Source organism: Streptomyces sp. NBC_00503 (assembly GCF_036346895.1).
Lineage (GTDB): Bacteria > Actinomycetota > Actinomycetes > Streptomycetales > Streptomycetaceae > Streptomyces.
On record NZ_CP107855.1, the window covers coordinates 4,295,963 to 4,320,114 of the forward strand.

The 24,152-nt window shown below is 72.6% G+C and carries 24 protein-coding genes; 12 read left to right on the plus strand and 12 right to left on the minus strand.

Annotated features, from left to right (window positions below):
- Positions 1-29: 29 nt before the first annotated feature.
- On the plus strand, positions 30-935 hold the full coding sequence (locus tag OG490_RS20135) for an alpha/beta hydrolase (protein ID WP_330297685.1): 906 nt from the start codon (positions 30-32) through the stop codon (positions 933-935).
- Here the strand turns inward: OG490_RS20135 and OG490_RS20140 are convergent.
- Positions 860-1,234, minus strand: a complete 375-nt coding sequence (locus OG490_RS20140; protein WP_330297686.1) for a hypothetical protein — start codon at positions 1,232-1,234, stop codon at positions 860-862. The two genes, OG490_RS20135 and OG490_RS20140, sit on opposite strands and share 76 nt — an antisense overlap.
- Positions 1,235-1,447: 213 nt before the next feature.
- On the opposite strand from OG490_RS20140, the gene OG490_RS20145 reads away from it, so the two are divergent.
- Genes OG490_RS20145 through OG490_RS20160 form a run of 4 tightly spaced genes read left to right on the plus strand, consistent with a single transcriptional unit; the run spans position 1,448 to position 3,835 of the window.
- On the plus strand, positions 1,448-2,284 hold the full coding sequence (locus OG490_RS20145; protein WP_330297687.1) for a helix-turn-helix domain-containing protein: 837 nt from the start codon (positions 1,448-1,450) through the stop codon (positions 2,282-2,284).
- A complete protein-coding gene (locus OG490_RS20150) occupies positions 2,281-2,517 on the plus strand; it encodes a DUF397 domain-containing protein (protein WP_330297688.1) in 237 nt (78 codons plus the stop codon). The genes OG490_RS20145 and OG490_RS20150 overlap by 4 nt, the downstream gene beginning before the upstream one ends.
- Before the next feature lie 38 nt (positions 2,518-2,555).
- Positions 2,556-2,969 (plus strand): hypothetical protein, encoded by a 414-nt coding sequence (locus tag OG490_RS20155; RefSeq protein WP_443065844.1) that lies wholly within the window; start codon positions 2,556-2,558, stop codon positions 2,967-2,969.
- Positions 2,970-3,019: 50 nt separating this feature from the next.
- Positions 3,020-3,835: an alpha/beta fold hydrolase gene (locus tag OG490_RS20160; protein WP_330297689.1), complete on the plus strand. Its 816-nt coding sequence runs from the start codon at positions 3,020-3,022 to the stop codon at positions 3,833-3,835.
- Positions 3,836-3,856: 21 nt separating this feature from the next.
- Here OG490_RS20160 and OG490_RS20165 read toward each other — a convergent pair whose 3' ends face one another.
- Together OG490_RS20165 and OG490_RS20170 are read right to left on the minus strand one after the other, a co-directional pair.
- A complete protein-coding gene (locus OG490_RS20165) occupies positions 3,857-4,345 on the minus strand; it encodes a carboxymuconolactone decarboxylase family protein (RefSeq protein WP_330297690.1) in 489 nt (162 codons plus the stop codon).
- Positions 4,346-4,545: 200 nt separating this feature from the next.
- Positions 4,546-5,829: an adenylosuccinate synthase gene (locus OG490_RS20170; RefSeq protein ID WP_330297691.1), complete on the minus strand. Its 1,284-nt coding sequence runs from the start codon at positions 5,827-5,829 to the stop codon at positions 4,546-4,548.
- Positions 5,830-6,013: 184 nt separating this feature from the next.
- Here OG490_RS20170 and OG490_RS20175 point away from each other — a divergent pair, with 184 nt between their 5' ends.
- From OG490_RS20175 to OG490_RS20185, 3 genes are all read left to right on the plus strand, one after another.
- Entirely contained in the window at positions 6,014-6,928 is a 915-nt protein-coding gene (locus OG490_RS20175; protein ID WP_330300988.1) for a diacylglycerol kinase, read from the plus strand.
- A gap of 61 nt (positions 6,929-6,989) precedes the next feature.
- The gene (locus OG490_RS20180) at positions 6,990-7,652 is read left to right on the plus strand and encodes a hypothetical protein (protein ID WP_330297692.1); all 663 of its coding nucleotides are present in this window, start codon (positions 6,990-6,992) and stop codon (positions 7,650-7,652) included.
- Between the two features lie 223 nt (positions 7,653-7,875).
- Positions 7,876-8,589 (plus strand): HAD family hydrolase, encoded by a 714-nt coding sequence (locus OG490_RS20185; RefSeq protein WP_330297693.1) that lies wholly within the window; start codon positions 7,876-7,878, stop codon positions 8,587-8,589.
- A 28-nt stretch (positions 8,590-8,617) separates the two neighbouring features.
- Here OG490_RS20185 and OG490_RS20190 read toward each other — a convergent pair whose 3' ends face one another.
- Positions 8,618-9,118 carry a GbsR/MarR family transcriptional regulator gene (locus tag OG490_RS20190; RefSeq protein ID WP_330297694.1) on the minus strand — a complete coding sequence of 167 codons (501 nt, stop codon included), beginning with the start codon at positions 9,116-9,118 and terminating at the stop codon, positions 8,618-8,620.
- Between the two features lie 75 nt (positions 9,119-9,193).
- On the opposite strand from OG490_RS20190, the gene OG490_RS20195 reads away from it, so the two are divergent.
- Together OG490_RS20195 and OG490_RS20200 are read left to right on the plus strand one after the other, a co-directional pair.
- A complete protein-coding gene (locus OG490_RS20195; RefSeq protein WP_330297695.1) occupies positions 9,194-10,156 on the plus strand; it encodes an ABC transporter ATP-binding protein in 963 nt (320 codons plus the stop codon).
- Complete coding sequence (locus OG490_RS20200; RefSeq protein WP_330297696.1) at positions 10,153-11,757, plus strand: ABC transporter permease; 1,605 nt, start codon at positions 10,153-10,155, stop codon at positions 11,755-11,757. The genes OG490_RS20195 and OG490_RS20200 overlap by 4 nt, the downstream gene beginning before the upstream one ends.
- Positions 11,758-11,863: 106 nt before the next feature.
- Here OG490_RS20200 and OG490_RS20205 read toward each other — a convergent pair whose 3' ends face one another.
- The 8 genes from OG490_RS20205 to OG490_RS20240 form a co-directional block, all read right to left on the minus strand.
- The gene (locus OG490_RS20205) at positions 11,864-12,523 is read right to left on the minus strand and encodes a response regulator transcription factor (protein ID WP_330297697.1); all 660 of its coding nucleotides are present in this window, start codon (positions 12,521-12,523) and stop codon (positions 11,864-11,866) included.
- Positions 12,520-13,842 (minus strand): sensor histidine kinase, encoded by a 1,323-nt coding sequence (locus tag OG490_RS20210; RefSeq protein ID WP_330297698.1) that lies wholly within the window; start codon positions 13,840-13,842, stop codon positions 12,520-12,522. The genes OG490_RS20205 and OG490_RS20210 overlap by 4 nt, the downstream gene beginning before the upstream one ends.
- 89 nt (positions 13,843-13,931) lie before the next feature.
- Positions 13,932-14,633, minus strand: coding sequence for a response regulator (locus tag OG490_RS20215; RefSeq protein WP_443065845.1), 702 nt, complete (start codon positions 14,631-14,633; stop codon positions 13,932-13,934).
- On the minus strand, positions 14,630-15,991 hold the full coding sequence (locus OG490_RS20220) for a sensor histidine kinase (RefSeq protein ID WP_330297699.1): 1,362 nt from the start codon (positions 15,989-15,991) through the stop codon (positions 14,630-14,632). Before OG490_RS20220 ends, OG490_RS20215 begins: the two co-directional genes overlap by 4 nt.
- Before the next feature lie 10 nt (positions 15,992-16,001).
- A complete protein-coding gene (locus tag OG490_RS20225; RefSeq protein ID WP_330297700.1) occupies positions 16,002-17,318 on the minus strand; it encodes an acyltransferase family protein in 1,317 nt (438 codons plus the stop codon).
- Positions 17,305-18,375, minus strand: a complete 1,071-nt coding sequence (locus tag OG490_RS20230) for an alpha/beta hydrolase (RefSeq protein ID WP_330297701.1) — start codon at positions 18,373-18,375, stop codon at positions 17,305-17,307. The genes OG490_RS20225 and OG490_RS20230 overlap by 14 nt, the downstream gene beginning before the upstream one ends.
- 240 nt (positions 18,376-18,615) lie before the next feature.
- Positions 18,616-19,017, minus strand: coding sequence for a nuclear transport factor 2 family protein (locus OG490_RS20235; RefSeq protein WP_330297702.1), 402 nt, complete (start codon positions 19,015-19,017; stop codon positions 18,616-18,618).
- Positions 19,018-19,087: 70 nt separating this feature from the next.
- Entirely contained in the window at positions 19,088-20,761 is a 1,674-nt protein-coding gene (locus OG490_RS20240) for a serine/threonine-protein kinase (protein WP_330297703.1), read from the minus strand.
- Between the two features lie 1,042 nt (positions 20,762-21,803).
- Here OG490_RS20240 and OG490_RS20245 point away from each other — a divergent pair.
- Both OG490_RS20245 and OG490_RS20250 read left to right on the plus strand, forming a co-directional pair.
- A complete protein-coding gene (locus tag OG490_RS20245) occupies positions 21,804-23,156 on the plus strand; it encodes an aspartate aminotransferase family protein (protein WP_330297704.1) in 1,353 nt (450 codons plus the stop codon).
- 305 nt (positions 23,157-23,461) lie between these two features.
- A complete protein-coding gene (locus tag OG490_RS20250; protein ID WP_330297705.1) occupies positions 23,462-24,151 on the plus strand; it encodes a GntR family transcriptional regulator in 690 nt (229 codons plus the stop codon).
- The last annotated feature ends 1 nt before the right edge of the window (position 24,152 follow it).

Sequence of the window (24,152 nt, forward strand, 5' to 3'; positions counted from 1 at the left end):
TGTCCCATGCGTTACCGGAGGTTGAGCCGATGACGGACCCCGCAGTCGAACGGGACGCCGCCGAGGCGGCCTCGGCCTTCTCCCATCCGCCCGTCGCCCCCGACGCGACGGCGGCCTACGGTGAACACCCCGACCAGATCGTCGACTTCTACGCCCCGCGCGGCGAGGGGACCCGCGCCCCCCGTTCCGTCCCGCTGGTGGTCGTCCTGCACGGCGGAGCCTGGCGCGCCCCCTACGACCGGCAGCACATCACCCCCTTCGTGGACTTCCTGGCCCGCCGTGGTTTCGCCGTCGCCAATGTCGAGTACCGGAGAGGCCAGTCCCGGGCATCGCTGCCCCTGCCCCACCAGGATGCCGAGGGCCCCGTGGCGGGCCGCTGGCCCGAGACCTTCGACGACGTGGCCGCCGCGATGGACGCCCTGCCCGACCTGGCCGCCGCGTGCCTGCCGGAGGCGGACCCGCGCCGCACGGTGCTGACCGGCCACTCGGCCGGAGGCCACCTCGCACTGTGGGCCGCGGCCCGGCACGTGCTCCCGTACGACTCGCCGGCCGGCTGGAGGCTGCCTTCCCCGCCGCTGCTGCGCGGCGTGGTGGCACTGGCCCCGATCGCGGACTTCACGGTGGCGGAGGAGCTGGGGGTCTGCGGGGGCGCCTCGGCGCAACTGCTGGGCGGGGCCACTGCCTTCGGCGCACGCCGCCCGTACGCCGATCCGGCGGCGCTGCTCCCGACCGGCATCGCGACGGCGGTGGTCCAGGGGCGCAGCGACATCGTGGTCCCGGAGGAGGTGTCCGAGGCGTACGTGGCCGCGGCCGCGCACGCGGGGGAGATGGTCGGCCTGACCCTGCTGGACGAGGTCGGTCACTTCCCGCTCATCGACCCGGCGGCGGACGCGTGCGCGGTGGTGTCGGAGGAGATCTCCCAACTCGCCTGGTAGAGCCCGGCGGCCCGGTGCAGGAGCAGGGCGTGCACGAAGCGGTCCTCGGCGGTGGGTGGACAGCGCCAGGCCAGTGGCCAGGAGCCGTCGAGCTCCGGGACGGGGATGTACGTGGTCCGGCGCGGGCCGGAGCCGAGCCGGGTCATTCCGGGCGGCCAGGACCGGTGGGCGGCGCTGCCGGGCGGGATCAGGAAGTAGACGGGCCGCCTGCCGTTGCTTTGTGTGATGACCGGACCGGGGTCACCGCCCGTGAGCGTGATGAGCAGATCGACGAGGTTCCGGCCGTCGTCGCCGTCCATGCGTACAGCGTCAAATTGCACTCCTGCCTTGCGCATTGAGATTCCGGCGGCGGGGACCCAGGTGGGAGTGGCGTGACTTTCTGTGTTCATGGGTCCAGCTTGGTGGCGCGGGTCTACCGTTTTCCAGAGCCCGAACTCAACCGCTCAAACGGTAGGAACCCGGGCTCCGTTGGTTGAGTTCGGTTGTGTCCGGTTGAGTTCGAGGGTGATCGCATGGCGAAGTCTGCGAACAAGGAAGCGGCGAGCGGGACGACCCGACTGGTGGCCCATCTGGTCCGGGCGTTCAGGAAGCGCGAGGGGCTGACGCAGGAGGAACTCGGCGAAATGCTGGGCTACTCGGCGGCGGCCATCAGCGCCCTGGAGACGTGCGCGCAGCCGCCGAGTGACGAGATGCTGATCCGACTGGAAGCGGTGATCGGGGACGGGCTGGGGGTTTTCGAGGCGGCGCGGGAGCTGGTGCGGCTGGATCGATACCCGCCGCAGTTCCAGGACTTCGCCGAGCTGGAGAAGACGGCCCTGGCGGTTTCCTCGTACCAGCCGCTCGTCATCGACGGGATCTTCCAGACGTTGGAGTACGCGACCGCACTCATCAGCGGCAGCTTTCCTCCGCACTCGGACCTGCGGGTGGTGGAGCTGGTCGGAGGCCGGATTGCGCGCCAGTCCCTCTTCGACCGGGATCCGGTCGCGCTGATCGAGCTGGTGGTGGAAGAGGCGGTTCTGACCCGCAGGGTTGGAACCGAAGAGGTGATGCGCGCGCAATTGCTGTGCCTGCTGTCATACGCCCGGAGGCGCAACGTCACCGTCCAGGTGCTGCCTCCGAACCGAGGCGATCGGACCGATCACGTCGGCCTCTACGGGCCGCTGAAGCTGGTCGAAACGCCCGCGCACGAGCGCCTCGTATATCTGGAGGTTCAGGACGAGGGGCTGTTGATCAGCGACCCGGCAAAGGTGAGCATGTACAGCCAGCGGTATGCAAAGATCCGTGCGCAGGCCCTAAGCCCGGATGAATCACTGGGCCTAATTCAGGAGTTGGCGGGAGAACGGCAATGAGCGGCAGCTTGCGGTGGTTCAAGTCGAGCTACAGCAACCCCAGCGGCGGCGACTGCGTCGAGGTGGCCTACGACTGGCACAGGTCGAGCTACAGCGACGCCAGCGGCGGCCAGTGCGTAGAGGTGGCGGCCTGCCCCCACGCCATCCACGTCCGGGACTCCAAGAACCTCGGCCCGACCCTCACCCTGACGACCGCCGCCTGGTCCGACTTCGCGGGGTGGGCGGCAGCGTAATGGCCAGGTGGGGGTTGATAGCCGAGCAGAACATTGGGATGGGCCGGGACCATCGGTGGTCCGTCGGGGTGATCGGGCACGTCGAGGGGACTAGGGAGGACGCGCTCGCCGCACTCCGGGCGCGGGCGCAGACGTACGAGCCCGCGCACCCGTACAACGTCAAACGCCGGGTGCTCTACCAGGAGCGGGACGGGTTCCTGCTGGTCCTGGACGGGGTGTGGCAGACCTACCACTGCCGCCTCACGGTCGCCGAGGAGCTCTCCGACAGCGCGCCGCCCCCGGCCGAGTCCAACCCCTGGGCCGCACCGGACCCCGCACCCGAGCCCGTACGCGCCGCGCGCCCGTGGTCCGCGCGGCCCCCGAAGGCTCCGGCCGAGCCGCCGCCGCCCCCGAGGGCCTGGGACGCGGACGTGCCCGAGCGGCCCTCCTGGCTGGAGCGGGACACGCCGTGACCCGCCGCCGGTCGTTGACCGGTGGTCGGGGGCGTTGGTAGGGAGTGCGCATGCCCTTTCTCCGTGCAGGTGGCCCGAATCTCTACTACGAGGTCGTCGGGGAGGGCGAGCCGCTCGTCCTCGTCCACGGTTCGTGGAACGACCACACCTCCTGGCAGCCCGCGATCGAGGCGGACATCCGCGCCTCCTTCCGGGTGCTGAGCTACGACCGCCGTGGCCACGGGCAGAGCGAGGCGGGGCCGCTGCCCGGGACCCGTAGGCAGGACGAGGACGATCTGGCGGCCCTGATCGAGGAGCTCGGCCCGGCCCCCGCGCACGTGGCCGGGAACTCCTTCGGCGCGGCCACCGTCCTGGGGCTGGCGGCGCGCAGGCCCGAGCTCTTCCGTACGATCACGGCCCACGAGCCGCCGCTGATGGCGATGGTGGCCGGGGACCCGGCCGCCCTGGCGGAGATGGGGACGGCCGGAGCCTCGATCGAGGCCGTGCTCGGCCTCTTGCGGAAGGGTGAGTACGAGCAGGGCGCGCGACTGTTCGTGGAAGAGGTCGCCATGGGCCCGGGGACCTGGGACCGGCTGCCTCAGCGGGCGCGCGACACGTTCGTGCACAACGCCCCGACCTTCCTGGACGAACAGTCCGACCCCGACTGGGCGACGGTGGACCTGGAGGGGCTCTCGCGGTGCGAGGTACCGGTCCTGCTGAGCGGCGGGACGGAGAGCCCGGCGTGGCTGGGGACCGTCCTCGACCACCTGGCCGAGGCGCTGCCCCGGGCCCGGCGGCAGCGGCTGGAGGGCGCGGGCCACATCCCGCACGTCACCCACCCCCAGGAGTACGTCGCCGCCCTCACCCGATTCATCGGGGAGGGCTGACGCCGGCTCCGTCCGGGATCCTCAGTCCCACTGCTGGGCCGCCAGCGAGGTGACCGGGGCCGGCTTGCCGATGACGGCGAGGGCGATGAAGAAGCTGAGCTGGCCGATCGCGATGGTGAGCGTGGCGATGGCCTTCTCGTCGTAGTGCCTGGCCACCTCCGCGTACAGCTCGTCGGAGACCCGCTCCTTGCCGAACGGGGCGGGCTGGATGGTCGCCTCCATCAGCGCGAGGGCGGCCCGCTCGGCGTCGGTGAAGAAGAGGGCGTCCGTCCAGGAGGAGACGGCGGTGATGCGCTCCTCGGTCTCCCCGGCCTTGCGGGCGAAGCTGGTGTTCAGGATGGTCAGGTAGGTGTTGCCGACGATCTGCCCGGCCCGGATGCCGATGAGGTTCAACGTGCTGCGCGGCACCGTGTGGTTGCCGGTGGCCCGGAAGAGGGCGGCGCTCACGTCGGCCAGCTCGGGGACGAGCTTGGTCGGGTCGGACATCCGGGAGATGGGGGTGTTCGTCATGGCTGCTCTCCTTCAGGTCGGCCGGTGTCGGCCAGGTCGGCCGGTGTCGGCGTCTCGCAGCAATGACGGATGGGCGCGCACGGATGTGACAGGGGGCGGGAAATTTCTTTTCCGCGCCCCCGCCCGGAGTCGTCCGGGTACGCCGAAGGGGCGGCCGGCGCCGGTGCGCCTGCCGCCCCTTCGGGTCGTACGGGGACTGCCTAGAGGAACGAGTTGATCTCGATCGTCTCGGTGCGGCCGGGGCCGACGCCGATCGCGGAGATCGGGGCGCCCGACATCTCCTCGAGGGCCTTGACGTACGCCTGGGCGTTCTTCGGGAGGTCCGCGAAGGTCTTGGCCTTGGTGATGTCCTCGGACCAGCCGGGGAAGTTTTCGTAGATCGGCTTCGCGTGGTGGAAGTCCGACTGCGAGTACGGGAGCTCCTCGACGCGCTTGCCGTCGATCTCGTACGCGACGCAGACCGGGATCTCTTCCCAGCCGGTGAGCACGTCCAGCTTGGTGAGGAAGAAGTCCGTCAGACCGTTCACGCGGGTCGCGTAGCGGGCGATCGGGGCGTCGAACCAGCCGCAGCGGCGGTCACGGCCGGTGGTCACGCCGCGCTCGCCGCCGATGCGGCGCAGGGCCTCGCCGTCCGCGTCGAAGAGCTCGGTCGGGAACGGGCCGGAGCCGACACGGGTCGTGTACGCCTTCAGGATGCCGATGACGCGGCTGATCTTCGTCGGACCGACGCCCGCACCGGTGCAGGCGCCGCCCGCGGTGGGGTTGGACGAGGTGACGAAGGGGTACGTGCCGTGGTCGACGTCGAGCAGGGTGCCCTGCCCGCCCTCGAAGAGCACGACCTTGTCCTGGTCGAGCGCCTTGTTGATGATGAGGGTGGTGTCGGCGACGTACGGCTTGATCTGCTCCGCGTACTGGAGCATCTCTTCGACGATCTGCGCCGGGTCGATCGCGCGGCGGTTGTACAGCTTCGCGAGGAGCTGGTTCTTGCCCTCCAGCGCGGCTTCGACCTTCTGGGTGAGGATCGACTCGTCGTAGAGGTCCTGGACCCGGATACCGATGCGGTTGATCTTGTCCGCGTAGGTCGGGCCGATGCCGCGGCCGGTCGTACCGATCTTGCGCTTGCCGAGGAAGCGCTCGCCGACCTTGTCGAGGGTGACGTTGTACGGCGTGATCAGGTGCGCGTTGCCGCTGAGGAGCAGCTTGGAAGTGTCGATGCCGCGCTCGTTGAGGCCGCGCAGCTCGGAGAGCAGGACGGCCGGGTCGACTACGACACCGTTGCCGATGACCGGGGTGCATCCGGGGGAGAGGATGCCGGAAGGGAGAAGGTGCAGTGCGTACTTCTGGTCGCCCACGACGACCGTGTGGCCGGCGTTGTTGCCACCCTGGTAACGCACTACATAGTCAACGGATCCACCGAGCAGGTCGGTGGCCTTTCCCTTGCCCTCGTCACCCCACTGAGCTCCGAGCAGCACAAGAGCGGGCACAGGCGTACACCTCTTCCGGATGGGGCATGTCCAAGGTCAGGGGGCGTACGACGATGTACACCGCAGGCTGAGCCGTCGGACCGGTACCCCGGAATAGACGAAGGCCCTGGCGCAATAGCGCAAGGGCCTCTTGCACAAAGATGCTACCCGAGGAAGGACCGAGGTGTCGGCTCCAGAGCCCACCATGAGCCATGCGGGCGCGCCGGTAGGCGGCCTGCTCGTGCTCGTCGACCCGGTCGCCCGCCGTCTTGACGGCGAGTCCGTGCGGATCGCGAAAGATGTTCTGTCAGCGGGAGCTGCGGCGAAAATCTGCCTCCCGGACTCGCAGGAGGAGTTTGCGCGGGCTCTTGCCCGCCGGGGTCATCGCCAGCCGGTGATCGTGGGCGACGACCGGGCGCTCGTTCGGGCGGTCGGGCTGCTGTACCGGGAGCGGGCGCTTTCACAAGGCGCGATTTCGCTGATTCCCGTGGGCCAGCCGGGGTCCCTGGGACTGGCGAGGCAGCTCGGCGTGCCGCTGTCGGCGGTGTCCGCCGCGCGGGCCGTCCTGGACGGGACCGTGGGCATGCGGGACCTGCTGGTCGACGACAGCGACGGGGTGGTGCTGGGCGGGATCGGCATTCCGCCGGTACGGGCCGTGCCGCGGCCGGCCGGCCCGTCGGTCTGGAGCGCGTACCGCTCGCTGGTCCGTACGCTCGTCCGCCCGCCGCTGTCGGCCTCGGGCGGGTCCGGGGGCTCCGGCGGGCACCGGCTGCGGATCGAGGCCGACGGGGTGGTCCTGGCGGACGTGGACCGGCTCGTGGAGGACGTCTCGGTGTCGGCCCGGGAGGGCGACGGGCTGGCGGACGTACTGGTCCGGCTGGCCGGGGCGGACGGCGGAGCGGGTGGTTCGGGCGGATCGGGCGGATCGGGCGGAGCCGGGAGTGTCGGGGGTGCCGACAGCGCCGTAGACGGGGTGGTGCGTGCGCGGGCGGCCACGGTGACCGTGTCCGGCCCGGACTTCCGCTACCGCGCCGACGCGGCCGTCACGGGGCCGGTCCGGCGCCGTACGTGGACCCTGCACCCGGCGGCGTGGGGACTGACGCTGCCGTCGCAGCGGTGACGGATCCGGGGGCCCGGCTCCCGGGCCGGTGCCGGGGCCGGTGGTGAGGGGGACGGGCCGGGTGGCGGTTTCCGGAGGGGCTGAGCGGGTCGGGTCCGGGTCCGGGGCCGGTGCTCCGGACGAACCCGGGTGCGGGCCGCCCGACGAAGCGGGGGTCCGGGACGCGCTCGGCGACTGGCGGCAGGACGCCGTGCTGATCGGCGTGCTGCCGCTGCTCTGCTGGCCCGCGCTGATCGGGGCGCTGATCACCGACCCCGCGCCCCTGCGGGTGGTGCTGCTGGCCCTGCTGAGTCTGCCGGTGCTCGTCGCGCTCCGGGAGCTGTACGCCGTCCGGCGCGTGCGCCGCCTCCTGGGGGATCCGGAGCTCGGCTGGACCCCGTACGACGCGGAGGTGGTGCGCGGGGGCGGGCTGCCGCCGCTGCTCGTGCTCGGTGACCGCAGCGGCGGCTTCGGGGGGCCGTACGTGCTGACCCTGGGGCCACTGGGGTGGCGGGTGCTGCGGCAGCGGGTGCTGCCGCCGCGCGCGTGGCCGCGTACCGGCCCGGCCCAGCCGCAGTCGGCGCCGCCGCCCTCGCCGGGGGAGCCGGACGCTCCTGATCCGCCCCGGGAACGGCTGGTGTGGCTGTGCGGGAATCCGGGACCGGGGGCCGTCGTGTGGGCTCCGCGCGCCCGGGAACTCGGCCGCGCGCGCCGCCTGTGGCGCCGGGGAGCCGGCAGGCGGTAGGCCGTCTCTTTCGGATCCTGCCGGGTCCGTGCCGCCCGGCACCGTACCTCGGCGCGCTGCCGCGGCACCCGAGTACGTCCAGTAGGCGGAAGCCCCGGCAGCGCGCCGAGGTACGGCACCGGACGACGCGGACCTGACCGACAAGATCCGAAAGAGACGACCTGGCGCCCCGGCACGGTCCGTTCCCGCCGGGCCGCGCCGAGCGGATGATCTACTGGCTGCCATGCGGCCCCTGCTGATGATCGACCTCGACAACACGCTGATCGACCGCGACGCCGCCTTCCGGGAGGCCTGCGCCGCCTTCCTGTCCGCGCACGGCCTGCCGGCCGCGGACCTGGACGCGCTGATGGAAGCGGACGCGAGCGGCTACACGCCCCGCGAGCCGCTCAGCCGGTGGCTGGCCGAGCGGTACGGCTCCCGGGCGCCCGCGGACGGCGTACGGGCCCTCCTGGACGGAGGCGGCGCCGACCGGACCGTCCTGGCCCCGGCGACGCGCGAAGCCCTGCTGCGGGCCACCGCGGCGGGCTGGCGCTGCGTGATCGTGACGAACGGGGAAACGGAGCAGCAGGAGGCGAAGATCCGCCACACCGGGCTCGACGCGCTGGTGCACGGGTGGGTGATCTCGGAGGCGGCCGGCCACAAGAAGCCCGCGCCGCAGATCTTCCACGCGGCGGCGGCGGTCGCGGGCGCCGATTCGGGTGCCGGTGCCGGTGCCGGTGCGGGGCCCGCCGAGGCCTGGATGGTCGGAGACTCCGCGGCGGCGGACATCGGTGGCGCCCACGGCCTCGGCATCCGCAGCGTCTGGGTCTCCCCGACCGCCGCGGCCTGGCCGGAGCCCGGCTTCCGGCCCACTCACACGGCCCCGGACGCGGCCTCGGCGATCACGTACGTACTCGCAGCGGGGCCGGTCGGCGGCGGGACGGCCCGGACGATCTAGGAGCCCGCCTCGTCCTCGTCCGCCGGATTCAGGCCGGCGGGAGGTTCAGGGTGGCTCGGTGGGTGCGCCAGCGGTCCATCAGGGCCAGGAGTTCCGCCTGCATGAAATCGAAGAACTCCGCCGTCTCCGCGATGCGCGCGCCCGCCGGGGAGTCGGGGCCCAGGCTGGCCGCGCCGTCGCGCAGGGTCTTCTCCCAGAGGGTCAGGATCTGGTCGCGGCGGGTGAAGGTCTCGTACCAGAGCTCGTTGTGCAGCACGTAGCGGTCGCGCCGGGAGCCCGGCTCGCGCTCCCGGCTGACCATGTTGACCTGGGAGAGGTAGGACACGGCCCCCGACACCGCCGCCGGGCTGATCCGCAGGGCCTCGCCCAGCTCGGCCGAGGTCATCGCGCCGCCGTCGCTGGCGAGGAGCTGCGCGAAGACCCGCGCCGCCATCCGCTGCATGCCCGCCTCGGTCAGCTGCGCGGCGAACCGTTCCACGAAGCGGGAGACGGCCTCGTCGTCCCGTCCTGCGCCATCTCTGTTGCTCATGTCGTCCGCCACCCTCCCGACTTTAGTCGATTTCCAATCTTCACAATATTGTGAAATCAGCGTACGTTCGGAGTCATGACGAAGGCCATCCGCATCGCCGAACTCCACAAGGCATTCGGCCGCACCCACGCACTGGACGGACTCGACCTCTCGGTCGCCACCGGCGAGGTCCACGGCTTCCTCGGCCCCAACGGCGCCGGCAAGTCCACCGCGCTCCGGGTCCTGCTGGGCCTGCTGCGCGCCGACTCCGGCACCGCCGAACTGCTCGGCGGCGACCCGTGGGCCGACGCCGTCGAACTGCACCGCCGCATCGCCTACGTACCCGGAGACGTCACCCTGTGGCGCAACCTCTCCGGCGGCGAGGTCATCGACCTCTACGGGCGGCTGCGCGGCGGCCGCCTGGACCGGGAGCGCCGGGCCTCGCTGATCGAGCGGTTCGAACTCGACCCGACCAAGAAGGGGCGTACGTACTCCAAGGGCAACCGGCAGAAGGTCGCCCTCGTCGCCGCCTTCGCCTCCGACGTCGAACTGCTCGTCCTCGACGAGCCCACCTCCGGCCTCGACCCGCTGATGGAGGAGGTCTTCCGGGGCTGCGTCGCCGAAGCGCGCGCCGCCGGCCGCACCGTCCTCCTCAGCTCGCACCTCCTCAGCGAGGTCGAGGCCCTCTGCGACCGGGTCAGCATCATCCGCAAGGGCCGCACGGTGGAGACCGGCAGCCTCGCAGAACTGCGCCACCTCACCCGTACGTCGATCAGCGCCGAGCTCGCCGCCCCGCCGGGCGACCTCGCCCACCTGCCGGGCGTCCACGACGTGGAGGTGCGGGGGCTGAAGGTCCGCCTCCAGGCCGACACGGACAAGCTGGACGCCGTACTGCGCTCGCTCGCGGCCTCGGGCGTGCGCTCGCTGACGTCCACCCCGCCGACCCTCGAGGAGCTCTTCCTGCGCCACTACGCGCCTTCGGGAGAACGGGACGCGGACCTGGAGACGGACCGGGACGCGGACCTGGCGACGGGCCTGGAGACGGGCGGGGTCCGATGAAGGGCCGTCAACTGGCCGGGACCGGTGCCCTGCTGCGCCTCGCGCTGCGCCGTGACCGCGTCATGATGCCGGTGTGGATCCTGGCCGTGGCCTCGATGGTGCTCGCCGTGCCCGCCTCGCTCGAATCGATGTATGCGACGGCGGCGGAACGGGCCGCGCTGCTCACCACGATGAACTCCAACGGTTCGCTCCGCGCCCTCTACGGCCCCGTCTTCGCCGACTCGATCGGCGCCCTGACCGCCTGGAAGGGCGGGGTCTTCGCGGGACTGCTCGCCGGGATCATGAGCCTGGTCGTCGTGGTCCGGCACACCCGGGAAGAGGAGGAGACGGGACGTCAGGAGTTCCTGTCCGCCGCCATGGTGGGGCGCCGGGCCCCGCTCACGGCCGCCCTGTTGGCGGCCGGCGCCGCCAACCTCCTCGTCGCCCTCCTCGTGGCGGTCGGGCTCGCCGGCCGGGGCGCGGGCGGCGCGCTCGGGCTCGGGCTCGCCATCGGGGCCACCGGGATGCTCTTCGCTTCGGCGGCGGCCGTCGCGGCGCAGTGCACCGAGAGCGCGCGGCTCGCGAAGGGGCTCACGGGGGCGCTGATCGGAGCGGCCTTCGTGCTGAGGGCCGCGGGCGACGCGGGCTCCGCGGACGGTTCCTCGGCGCTGACGTGGATCTCACCGCTGGGCTGGCTGGAACACGTACGGGCCTTCGCGGGCGAACGCTGGTGGGTGCTCGCCCTGTTCGCGGCGGCCATCGCGGCCCAGACGGCCGGAGCGTACGCACTCGCCGGCCGCCGGGACCTCGGCATGGCCTTCCTGGCGGCCCGGCCGGGCCCGGCCGAGGGGAGGCTCGCCGGCGCGGGGGCGCTGGCGTGGCGACTGCAGCGCGGCGCCCTGCTCGGGTGGAGCCTCGGGTTCCTGGTGGCCGGTGCGGTGTTCGGCGGGATGGCCGACGGGGCCACCCGGCTGGTCGGTGACAACGCCAAGACCCGTGAGCTCATCGAACGGATGGGCGGCGGCGCTGGTGTTGGCGGCGCGGCCGGGCAACTGGCCCTGACCGACGCCTTCCTGGCGACGATGGCCGGGATGCTCGGGCTGGTGGCGGCCCTCTACATCGTCTCGTCGGTGCTGCGGCTGGCCGCCGAGGAGTCGGGGCAGCGCGCGGAGCCGCTGCTCGCGCACTCCCTCGGCCGGCTGCGCTGGGCCGCCGGGCACCTGGCCGTGGCCTTCGGCGGCTCGGCGCTGATCTTGCTGCTGGCGGGGCTGGGCCTGGGCGTCGGCCACGGCCAGGACGTCGGCGCGGCCGTCGGGGCCTGCCTGGCGCAGCTCCCGGCCGTCTGGGTGATCGGAGCCTTCGCGGCGCTCCTGTACGGCGCGGCCCCCCGGTACGCGGTGGCCGCCTGGGGCGTGGCCGGGGCGGCGCTGGCCCTCGGCTGGATCGGCCCGGCGCTCAATCTCCCCCGGGCGGTTCTGGACCTCTCGCCCTACGCCCACCTGCCGAAACTGCCGGGCGCACAGGCCCTGACCTGGGCTCCTCTCCTGACGCTGACCGCCTGTGCGGTGGCCTTCGCGGCGGCCGGCCTGACCGCGCTGCGCCGCCGCGACCTGATGGCCTGACGGCCCGGTTCGAGCTGCTCGAAAAGTTGTCCACAGCTGTGGACAACTTTTCGGGATCCGCGATTCCTCGGGATCCGCCGCCTTCGTTATCCGCCGCCTTCGCAGCCTAGGCCGGGGTCACCAGCCGGGTCTCGTAGGCGAACACCGCGGCCTGCGTGCGGTCCCGCAGGCCCAGCTTCACCAGGATCCGGCTCACGTGGGTCTTGATCGTGGACTCGGCGATGATCAGCCGGTCGGCTATCTCCGCATTGGACAGTCCCTGCGCGATCAGCACCAGCACCTCCGTCTCCCGCTCCGTCAACTCCCCGGTCCCCTCGCTGCTCGTGAACACCCGGGTGCCCGAGAGCTTCGCGAACTCGGTGATCAGCCGCCTGGTCACCGAGGGGGCCAGCAGCGCCTCACCGGCGGCCACCACCCTTACCCCGTCGGCCAGTTGCCGGGCGGAGGCGTCCTTGAGGAGGAATCCGGAAGCCCCGGCCTGCAGGGCCTGGTACACGTACTCGTCGAGGTCGAAGGTCGTCAGGACCAGCACCTTCGCGTCCGCGTCGGCGGCCACGATCGCCCGGGTCGCCTCCAGGCCGTTCATCTCCGGCATCCGGATGTCCATCAGGACCACGTCCGGTTTCAGCGCCGCCACCTGCGCGATGGCCTCGCGCCCGTTCACCGCCTCCCCGACCACCTCGATGCCCTCCATCGCGTTCAGGAGGACGGAGAACCCCTCTCGAACCATCATCTGGTCGTCGACGATCAGCACCCGGATCGTCATGCCGGATCCTTCGCCGGCTCCGGGCGGCTGGTGGACACCGGTATGTACACCGCCACCTCGTACCCTCCCGCGGCCGTCTCACCGGCCGTCATCTCCCCCTCCAGCATGGCCACCCGCTCACGCATCCCGGTGATCCCCTGACCGGCCCCCGGTGAGGGCCGGACGTCCCCGGTCGCCGCCTCGTTGACGATGCGTATGCCCAGCCCGCCCAGTACGTAGGAGACTTCCACCCCGGTCACCGCGCCCGGCGCGTGCCGCAGGGTGTTGCTCAGGGCCTCCTGGATGATCCGGTACGCCGACAGCTCCACCCCGGGCGGCAGTTCCCGCACGGAACCCGTCACCGTCTTGTCCACGCTCAGCCCGGCTTCCCGCACATTGGCCAGCAGCCCGTCGAGCGAGGCCAGCGTCGGCTGCGGGGTGTCCGGCGCCTCGTAGTCCGCGGAGCGGACCACACCCAGCACCCGGCGCAGCTCCGTCAGCGCCGCCACCGCGTTCTCCCGGATGGTGACGAAGGCCGCCTCCAGCTCCGGCGGCGGGTTCTTCACCCGGTAGGGCGCGGCCTCCGCCTGGATGGCGACCACCGACATGTGGTGGGCGACCACGTCGTGCAGCTCGCGCGCGATCGTCGTCCGCTCCTCCAACAGCGTCCGCCGGTCCCGCTCGAAGGCCGTGACCTCGATCTGCGCGCTGACCTCCTGCGCGGCCTGCTTGCGGACGTTGCGGACGCTGACCGCCAGCAGAATGATCGCCGAGAAGAAGATCATCGGGGTGAGGCTGAGGGAGTTGCCGCGCCCGAGGAGGGCCAGCCCAACGCCAATGACCACGGTGACCAGCCACATCCAGCCCGCGATCCGGGGGCGGGTCCGCATCGCCACAATGGTCACCGTCGCGAGGTAGGCGAAGAACGCGCCAGCCGCAAAGGGCCAGTAGGAGTCCCACGGGGTGGCGACCGGGAGGACCAGGTTGACGGCTACGGAGACCCAGAACGCCCCCATGGGCCGAACCAAGGTCATCAGCACCGGGGCGGCCGCCAACAGTCCCAGGATCAGCGCACGCGTCTGAACCAGCTCGGTGGTCACGGTGGTGAAGCAGACGATGACGAACGCCACCAGGCATACGGCCGCGTGCGGCAGGTGGGCCGCCTCCGCCCGTATCCGCTGCGGGAATTTCCGGATCAGCGGCCCGTCCGTGCGCATCGGGGCCAGCGGACGGTAGGCGAAGGCGTCGGCGATCATGTCCTGGCGCAGGCCCTGGATCAGGCCCGACGCCAGCCGGAACTCGGGTGTCCGGGGGGTCGCCCCGGAGGTCGTCTTGCTCATGATCCCCACGGTAGGTCCGCCGTGTCCTCGTCCGCGTCGCCGCTGAAGGGGATTTCCCGGGGTCCCTCTCAAGTACTACCCGGGGTACTTCAGTAGCCCGTCGGACGGATCAGACCCGTTTCGTAAGCGAACACCGCGGCCTGCGTGCGGTCCCGCAGACCCAGCTTCACCAGGATCCGGCCCACATGCGTCTTCACCGTCTGCTCGGCCAGGACCAGGTGCCCGGCGATCTCCGCGTTCGACAGGCCCTGGGCGACCAGCGACAGCACCTCCGTCTCCCGCTCCGTCAGCTCCTCGATCCGCGCCTTCGAAGGCCCGCGCGGAGCTCCCAGCCGGGAGAACTCGGTGATCAGCCGCTTGGTGATGTTCGGTGCGAGGAGCGCGTCACCGGCCGCGATCACCCGGACCGCCTCGGCCAACTGGTCCGCCGAGGCGTCCTTGAGGAGGAACCCCGAGGCTCCGGCGCGCAGCGCCTCGTAGACGTACTCGTCGAGGTCGAAGGTGGTCAGCACCAGCACCTTCACCGTGGCTCCGGGGACGCCGGTGATCAGGCCCGTGGCCTCGATACCGCCCATGCCGGGCATGCGGATGTCCATCAGGACCACGTCCGGCGCCAGTTCGGAGACCTTCGCCACGGCCTCGGCGCCGTCGACGGCCTGGCCGACGACCTCGATGTCGGGCTGGGCGTTGAGGAGCACGGTGAAGCCCTGGCGGACCATCATCTGGTCGTCGACGATCATCACCTTGATCGGGGCGTTCGCGATCGGTCCAGTCATGATCGGGGCAGTCATGCTTCCTTCTTTGTCTCGGCGGAGAGGCCTGTGGTGTTCGGGGTTGCGGGGTCCATCGGGAGGACGGCGCTCACCTCGTAGCCCCCGCCGGGGCGGGGGCCTGCGGCCAGTTCTCCTCCCAGCATGCCCGCCCGCTCCCGCATTCCCAGCAGCCCGTGTCCCGCACCGGGGGACGGCGGGGCCTGCCGGGTGGGCGCGGAGTTGGCGATGCACAGGTGCAGCTCGCGGGGCCCGTAGGCGATGCCGACCTCCACGCGGGATCCGGGCGCGTGGCGCAGGCAGTTGCTCAGCGCCTCCTGCACGATGCGGTACGCGGTGAGCTCGACGCCCGGGGTCAGCGGGCGCCGGATGCCCGCGATCTCGGTGGTGACGTCCAGCCCGGCCGCGCGCACGTTGTCCACGAGGCCGTCCAACTCGGCCAGGGTGGGCTGCGGATGATGCGCGCCGGCGGGATCGTCCGGATGCTCGGAACGCAGCACGCCCAGCACCCGGCGCAACTCCGTCAGGGCCTCCAGGGCGTTCGCGCGGATGCCCGCCAGATTCTCCTTCAGCTCCTCGGAGGGGTTCTCCACGAGGTACGGGGCCACCTGGGCCTGGATCGAGATCACCGACATGTGGTGTGCGACGACGTCGTGCAGCTCCCGGGCGATCCGACTGCGCTCTTCGAGCAGGGTGCGCCGGGACCGCTCGGCTTCGGTGAGGGTCTCCTGCTCGACGAGTTTCGTGCGGGCCAGGCGTGTCGAGCGCAGGGCGTAGCCCAGGAGGCCCGTGAAGGCGAAGAGCAGGGTGGCGCCGGGGGCGGAGGTACCGCTGTGGTCCGGCTTGAAGAACCCCTCGGCCAGGCCGGTGTAGACGATGGCCACGGAGACGGCCCCGATGGTCACCCGAGGCGGTACGCGCAGGGCGACGAGCAGCAGAACCGGGGCGAAGGCGAATATCCCGGCGGGCATCCAGGGCCAGCTCTGGCCCTGCCCGATGTGGTCGTGGATCGCCCAGGCGATGTAGGCCGAGGAACCCAGGCTGATCCAGAATCCGGCCATCGGCCGCCGCAGGGCGACGACGATCGCCAGGCCGATCAGGATCGGCGGGACTTGCAGGGCCGTGCCGCTGACTTGGTAGTGGTCCGACAGCTGTTCCACGGTGATGAAGCGGAAGAACACCGCCAGGTAGACGACCACGACGTGCGGCAGCCAGGCCAGCCAGCGCGGCCGGGACATCTTCGGGAGGGGATCGGACTTCAGGTCGAACAGGTCCCGGACCACGCTGCGCACCACGGCCGCGGCCCCGGGCCTGCGGCCGGCGGTGGAGACGGCGGCCGATGCCGTTTCGGGGGACGGGTGTTCGCTCTGCTCGTTCACGGCGCCCAGCCTAGGCATGGATGCTCTCCTCGGCCGGTGTCACCGCGGTGGCGGCGGAGGCCGGGTCGGTGGCGGAGACCGGAGCGGTGGCGCCGGCCGCGGTGGACGGGAGGCGGTTGCCCGCGACGACGGTCCCGGTCCCGGAAGACCTGCGCGGGCCACGGCCCTTGGGGCGGTGGCCGCCCTGCTCATAGGACCGGAAGGCGGCCCAGCAGACCATGAGCGCGGCTGCGAACACCGGCAGCCACAGCAGCCGGGCGGCAATCCACTGCGCGGAAGCGGGCACGGTGTGCAGGCCGGGCAGGTCCGTGGAGACCAGGAGCCCCAGGGCGGTGACGGCCATCATGGCGGTCTGGTGCCAGAGGAAGACGGTCATGGCCGACAGGTTCACCAGGGCCACCTTCGCCCAGGCCCGCGGCCGGCTCATCGCGCGGGCCAGCGGCTCCCGGACCAGCAGCGCCAGCCCGCACTGGGCCAGACCGAACGCGACGGCGGCCAGCGTCGGCGGGTTCAGGTTCGATATCGCCGCCCCGGGGACACCGACCATCGACGCCGGATATCCGGCCCAGAGGACCAGCGCGGCCGTGGCGAGGATCCCGCCGCCCAGCAGCAGGGCGGCCGCCCGCGGCCGGCGGCCGCCGATGGACACCGGCCGCCGGGTGAACGCGCCCCGGGACCAGGCGGCCCCCAGGGTGTAGGGGACCAGCCAGCCGGCGGCCACATTGACCCAGCCGATCCACTCGGGCCCGCCGAGCCCGAACCGCCAGACATCGACTGCGGCCACCACGGCCAGCGGCCACAAGGGGCTGAGCCGGGCCACGAGCGGGGTCGCGGCGGTGAGCGCGGCGAAGACGAGGAGGAACCACAGGGGGGACAGGACGAGCTTGAGCAAGGTGTGGACGGTGTCCGTCCCGACCCCGCCGAGCAGCATGCCGCCGGCCGCGACGGTCCACAGCACGAGGACGGCGGCGACCGGCCGGAACAGCCGCCCCAGCCGCTGCCCGACCCACTGGCCGTACGAGACTCCGCGCCCGCGCGCAGCCTCGTACCCCTGGGCCGCGACATGCCCGCCGACCAGGAAGAAGACGGCCAGGGTCTGGAACACCCAGGAGACCGGGGCCAGTGCGCTCATGTGGGCCAGCGGGCTGGTGGTCTTCAGGCCGCCGTCGGCGGTCGTGAGCGCGGTGACCAGCCAGTGGCCCAGCACCACGCCGAGTATGGCGAAGGCCCGCAGGGCGTCCACGGCCCTGTCCCGGTGGGCGGGGGTACCGGCGTCGATGCGGTCCGCGAGGACGGACCAGCGGGCGTGGAGCCTACGCGAACGCACGGGAGACCTCCGGGGTGATGGCGGCGGTGTCCGTGGTGGGCGTGGTGGGCGTGGTGGCAGCGCGGGAGGTGCCGAGCACGATCGAGGCCAGGCTGTTCAGGGACTCGGTGCCCGGCTTGAGGTAGTCGCTGTGCCCGCCGGATCCGGCCGCGAAGGGCAGCGCTCCGAAGGCCGGGTCCACCGGATCGGTGCCGAAGCCGATCCCGCCGAGCCGCAGGTGCGGGACGTGCGCGATCCAGTCGCCCGCGCCCCGGCCGGCCCAGACCCGGGCCCCGGTGGGCAGACCGGCGACCGAGTCGGCGCCGGTGCCCGGACTGCCGAACAGGGCGATGTCGGTGACCTTGGGGCCGGTCCCGGTACGGGCGCAGACGACGGATCCGTAGGAGTGGCAGAGGAGCGAGAGGCGGGCGTCCGGGACGACTCGCCGCTCCAAGCCGGCCAGGAAGGGCCCGAGTTCCGCGGCGGCGTCGTCGGCGCGGCCGGCGGTCAGGACGCTCGGGCTGACCGTGCCGGGGGTGTCGTACCCGAGCCAGGCGACCACGGCGGAGCGGCTGTGCTCGGCCTGGAGGCGCTGCTGAAGGACGACAGCCCCGGCACGGAACCTCTGGTAGGTGTCCAGGGTCGTGTCCGACCCGGGGACCAGGACCGTGACCCGGTCCGCGGTCTCCAGATCGCCGAACACCTCTATTGCGCGGCCCTTGCCCCGGCCGTCGAAGGAGAAGAACCGGGCACCCCCGCCCGCCTCCATCGCCCGGAGCTTCGCGGCGCGGCCGGTGCGGCCGCCCGCGTCGGCCATCCGGGCGGCCTCGGCGAGGTTCGTGAGGTTGGCGGCGTACCGCTCCGGGAGGGAGGCGGTCTCGGCGAAGGCCGCGGGGGCCGGGGCGGGCACGTCGGCGGAGGCGGCGGCGGACACGGGGAACACGACGGCCGTGGCGACGAGCCCGGCCAGCAGCGTGCGGCGCAGACGGCCGCTGCGGCGGCCGGTGGCGGCGCCGTCGGGGCCGTCGGAGGGGCCGCGGGAGGGGCCGCCGGGACGTGCGGTGGGTCGGCGGATCATGGTCCGTTCCTTCGCTCGTGCCAGAGGGGGTGGTGCTGCGTTCTTCTCTGGTCACGAAGTTAGGAATCGGGGTCCGTGGTCGGCGTCCCGCTGGAGAGCGGCTTTCGCAAGTAGCTCTCAGGTATGACAGGGGCTACGGGTGAACCATGAGCAGGGCTTCGAACAGGCCCGGGGGAGCGCTCAGTCCGACATTCAGTCCGACGCTCAGCCCGCCGTTCGTTCCGCCGTTCGGTCCGCCGCTCAGTCCGCCGTCAGGGCCTCGCCGAGCGGCTCCACGTAGCCCGCGCGCCAGCGGGGGGCCGGGTCCTGGCCCGGGCTGGTCCAGTACTCCCGGGCGCGCGCGATCTTCCCGTCGCGGATGGTCCACAGGGAGACGGCGCGGTAGACGACGTGGTCCTGAGGTATCTCCACCTCGGTGACGACGAGGTCGCCGTCCACGAGGGTCCGCAGGACTTCCACGGAGCTCTCGTCCGTGTAGTCGTCATCGCTGATGACGGCGATGAAGTTGTCGCGCCCGACGATGCGTTCGCCGCTGACCGGCCATTCGATCACCGCGTCCTCGGCGATCAGTACGGCCACTCCGTCCCAGTCCCGCGCCTCGATCCGCTCCCACAGTTGTGCCACTACCTTCAACGGCTCCATGTGCCGCAGTGTGCGGTGGGACCGTCAGATGCAACAAGCTTTGCTTGCAGGCTTATTGACATCGAAATAATTAGGGCCGGTGGTAGGTCAGCGGTGTGCCGGTGGTGTCGGCGAGCTCCCGCACCAGGCTCCCGTCGGGCAGCAGGCGCAGTGTGCTCCGGCCGTCGGGCGGGCAGGTCGACGGGGTCTCGGGGGTGACGGCGGAGGGGTCCAACTCGACCGCGAGCGCGGTGGCGGAGTGCAGGGGCGCCGTCCAGGAGCAGACGGGTCCGGGGGTGCCGGGGGTGCCGGGTCCGCCGGGGGGCGACTGGAGGGTCAGGGACATGACCGGGGAGCCGACCGTGCCGGGAGTGAGGGTGAGGTGCCAGGTCTCGGTGCCGGAGGTGGCGTGCCAGGTGCCGGCGTAGGCCGGCGGGAGCACGGCCGGGGTGGCAGGGATGGCCGGGGTGGCGGGGGTGGCCGTACCGGTACCCGAGGGGGTGGGCCTGGGTGGCGGGGCGCCGGGGGCGTAGAGGGGGCGTTCGTCGCCGCTCATGATCGCGAAGACCGAGCCGCCCGCGGCGACGGTGACGACGGTGGCGACGGCCACGAGGAAAACGCTGGAGGCGGATACAGGGGCGGAGCGGGGCTGGGGCCGCCGGGTGCGGGGCTGGGGTAGGGGTTCCGCTTCCTCTCTGTACAGAGAGGAAGCCGGGCGCGCGGGCGCCGCGGGCCCGGGGCGGCGGTCCGGGCCGGCGTCCTCGCGGTCGAGCAGGGCCACGGCGTGCTGCCCAAGCCGCGCGAGAACCTGCTCCGGCAGCCACGGATCCGGAGCGGCCGCCCCGCCCGCGGCGACCCGGGCGAGGACCTCGGCGGGCGTCGGGCGCGCGGTCGGCTCCTTGCGCAGGCAATCCCGTACGAGGTCACGCAGTTCGGGCGCCACGTCGTCCAGGTCCGGTTCCGCTTCGGATATGCGCAGCCGCAGCGCCCCGGTGCCGCCGGGCTGCTCGGCGTCCCCGAAGGGCGGCCGGCCGGTGGCGGCGTAGGCGAGGACCGCGCCGAGGCCGAAGACATCGCAGGCCGGGGTCACGGGGGTGCCGGCGCCGGCGCCGGTGCCGGCGCCGTGGAGCTGCTCGGGGGAGAGGAAGGCGGAGGGTTCGGGGGCGTGCGGGTGGTCGGGGCGGGTGCCGACCGAGTCGAGGCCGATGAGGCGGGGGCCGTCGAGGGCGAGCAGGACGTCGGAGGGCTTCAGGTTCCGGTGGACGAGGCCGGTGCGGTGGATGTCCTGGAGGGCGTACGAGAGCCCCTCGGCCAGAACCCGTACCGTGCCGGTCGGCAGCCGACCGAAGTCGCGGTCGACGGCTTCGCGGAGGCTGGGCCCGGCGATGTAGGCGGTGGCCAGCCAGGGGGTTTCCGCGTCGGGATCGGCGTCGAGGACGGGCGCGGTCCAGGCTCCGCCGACGAGGCGGGCGGCGGCGACCTCGCGGCGGAAGCGGGCGCGGAAGTCGGGGTGCGCGGCCAGGGCCGGACGGATTAGTTTCACGGCGACGGTGTGGGGACGGCTCCCCGTGCCGGTCGCCGTGCCGGTCCCCGGGCCGGTCCCCGGGCCGGTCCCCGGGCCGGTCCCCGTTCCGGTCCCCAGTCCGGGGCGTCCGAGGTGCTCGGAACGGGCGAGGTAGACCCGACCCGTGGCGCCGGCGCCGAGGCGGGCGAGCAGCCGGTACGGGCCGACGTGGTGCGGGTCCCGTGGGTGCAGTTGTTCCATGACGGGTTGGTCCTCCCCCTAGGACTCGCCGAGGCCCGACAATAGTCCGGCCGGGCGCCGCCCCCGGGCGGGACCTGCGGCCCGAGCCCGAGCCCGAGCCCGAGCCTGCGGCCCGAGCCCGAGCCCGAGCCCGAGCCCGAGCCCGAGCCCGAGCCCGAGCCCGAGCCCGAGCCCGAGCCCGAGCCCGAGCCCGAGCCCGAGCCCGAGCCCGAGCCCGAGCCCGAGCCCGAGCCCGAGCCCGAGCCCGAGCCCGAGCCCGAGCCCGAGCCCGAGCCCGAGCCCGAGCCCGAGCCCGAGCCCGAGCCCGAGCCCGAGCCCGAGCCCGAGCCCGAGCCCGAGCCTGCGGCCGAGCTCGGAGCCCGGACCGAGGCCTTAGCTCGTGGCCGAGTCCGAGCCCATGGCCGCAGTCGGAGGCCGCGCCCGCGCCCGCAGTTCGTGGCCGAGTCCGAGCCCGCGGGCGCATCTGGTGGTCGCGCCCGTGCCGTCGCCCACGCCCGCAGTCCAAGCCCGCGCCCGCCGTGCCGGTGGAGGTGTGCGGCGGTGTGGCCCGTCTTCGCGCGGGCGCCGGCGACGGCGGGGCGTGGGCGCGGGTGTCGTCGACCGCCCGGTGGACCGGTGCTCTGGCTCCGGGCCTCGGGCTCTGGCCCCGGCCCCAACGCCGGCCCTGGCCCTGGCCTGCTCCGGCCCTGGCCCTGGCTCCGGCTCCGGCCCTGGCCCTGGCTCCGGCTCCGGCCCTGGCCCTGGCCCTGGCCTCCGGCCCTGGCCTTGGCTCCGGCTCCGGCCCTGGCTCCGGCTCCGGCTCCGGCCCTGGCCCTGGCCTCCGGCCCTGGCCTTGGCTCCGGCCCCGGCCCCGGCCCTGGCCCTGGCCTTGGCTCCGGCTCCGGCCCCGGCCTCGGCCGCGGCCTGGCCTGCGCCCCCCGGAGGCCCCCGCCCCCGCCGGCCCCCGTGCGCCGTTCGTGCAGACAGACTGCCGAGGCCCGTGCCCCACCCCCATACAGTCCGCCGATATCCCTCCCCACCTGCGCACTTCTAGCGTGACCGCATGACCCCTCACGTCACCTCGGGTGCCGCCGTCAAGGCCGCCGACCGCGCTCATGTCTTCCACTCCTGGTCCGCTCAGGCCCTGATCGACCCGCTCGCCGTGGCCAAGGCCGAGGGGTCCTACTTCTGGGACTACGACGGCAAGCGCTACCTCGATTTCGCCTCCCAGCTGGTCAACACCAACATCGGCCACCAGCACCCCAAGGTCGTCGCCGCGATCCAGGAGCAGGCGGGCACGCTCTGCACGCTGGCTCCGGGGTTCGCCGTGGACGTCCGCTCCGAGGCCGCACGCCTCATCGCGCAGCGGACCCCCGGCGACCTCGACAAGATCTTCTTCACCAACGGCGGCGCCGAAGCCGTCGAGAACGCCGTCCGCATGGCCCGTCTGCACACGGGCCGGCAGAAGGTCATGTCCACCTACCGCTCGTACCACGGCGCCACCGCGGCCGCGATCAACCTGACCGGTGACCCGCGCCGCTGGCCCTCCGACACGGCTGCCGCCGGGGTCGTGCACTTCTGGGGTCCGTACCTCTACCGCTCGGCGTTCCACGCGACCACCGAGGCCGAGGAGTGCGCCCGCGCCCTCACGCACCTCGCCGACACCATCGCCTTCGAGGGGCCGCAGACCATCGCGGCGATCATCCTGGAGAGCGTGCCCGGCACGGCCGGGATCATGACCCCGCCGCCCGGCTACCTGGCCGGGGTGCGCGAGCTCTGCGACCGCTACGGCATCGTCTTCATCCTCGACGAGGTCATGTCGGGCTTCGGGCGGACCGGCAAGTGGTTCGCGGCCGAGCACTGGGACGTCACCCCGGACCTGATCACCTTCGCCAAGGGCGTCAACAGCGGCTACGTCCCGCTCGGCGGCGTCGCGATCTCCGCCGAGATCGCCGAGACCTTCGCCACACGCCCCTACCCGGGCGGACTGACCTACTCCGGCCACCCCCTGGCCTGCGCCGCGGCCGTCGCGACGATGACCGCGATGGAGGAGGAGGGCATCGTCGAGCACTCCGCCCACCTCGGCGAGAACGTGATCGGCCCGGCCCTCGCCGAGCTGGCGGAGCGTCACCCCTCGGTCGGGGAGGTCCGCGGCCTGGGCACCTTCTGGGCGCTGGAACTCGTACGGAACAAGGAGACGCGCGAGCCGCTCGTCCCCTACAACGCCGCCGGCGCCGACAATGCGCCGATGGCCGAATTCGCCGCCGCCTGCAAGGCGTCGGGGCTGTGGCCGTTCGTCAACATGAACCGCACGCACGTGGTTCCCCCGTGCAACATCACGGAAGCGGACGCGAAGGAGGGCCTGGCCCTGCTGGACGACGCCCTGAAGGTCGCCGACCGGCACGCCTCCGCCTGACGGCGCGAAACCCGTCCGCGGGCCGGGCCACGGCGGGCCACGGCGGGCCGGGGCGGGCCGCCGTCCGGCCGCCCCGGCCGGTGCCCGTCCGCGTGGACGCACCGGCGCCGACCAGCGGGAACGACCCTGTACGGGACCTCCTCCGAGGCCCCGTACAGGGTCGATCGATGTTGAAGGATCAAGAAAATACTGGTGCGTCGTCCGAATATCGGGCGCTAAATCCACATAGCGGCCACAAACCGAAAGGTTTCGGCCTGGCCGCCTGGCCTAAGGTGTCCCAAGCCCACAGATGGAGACGGACCCCTATGGCAGGCAGCGGCGCTGTCACTCGCAACACACTTCGCCAGCAGATCGCGGACGCGCTGCGTGACGAGGTGCTCGCGGGGCGCCTGGCCGCCGGGACCGAATTCACCGTCAAGCAGATCGCCGAGCAGTACGAGGTCTCCGCGACCCCCGTCCGCGAGGCCCTGGTCGATCTCTCCGCGCAAGGCCTCCTCGACTCCGTGCAGCACCGCGGCTTCCGCGTCCGGGTCTTTTCCGTCGACGACTTCCGGGGCATGGTCGAGGCTCGTACGCTGATCGTGGAAGGGATCTTCCGCCGGCTCGTCGAACACGGCACCGCTCCCGGCATGGGCGAGCGGCTGGTTTCGGTGCGCCGCCGGGCGGAGGAAGCACGGCGCACAGCGCTGACCGGCTCACTCGAAGTGCTGATCGGTTACGACCTGCGCTTCTGGAGGGAGCTGAGCGGGCTGGTCGGCAACACGTACATCTCCGAATTCCTGCACCGGATCCGCGTGCAGTGCTGGGTCTTCGCCGTGCCCCACCTCAAGGCCGAACCGCACCTGCGCACCGAGCTGTGGGCGGGCCACAACGAACTGATCGATGCGGTGACCCGTGCGGACGTCGAGGAGGTGCGCCGCCTCGTGCACGCGTACAACCAGCACGGTCTGGACTGGGCCGCGGGCCTGAAGACGACGACTACGGCCGGCACGTGAG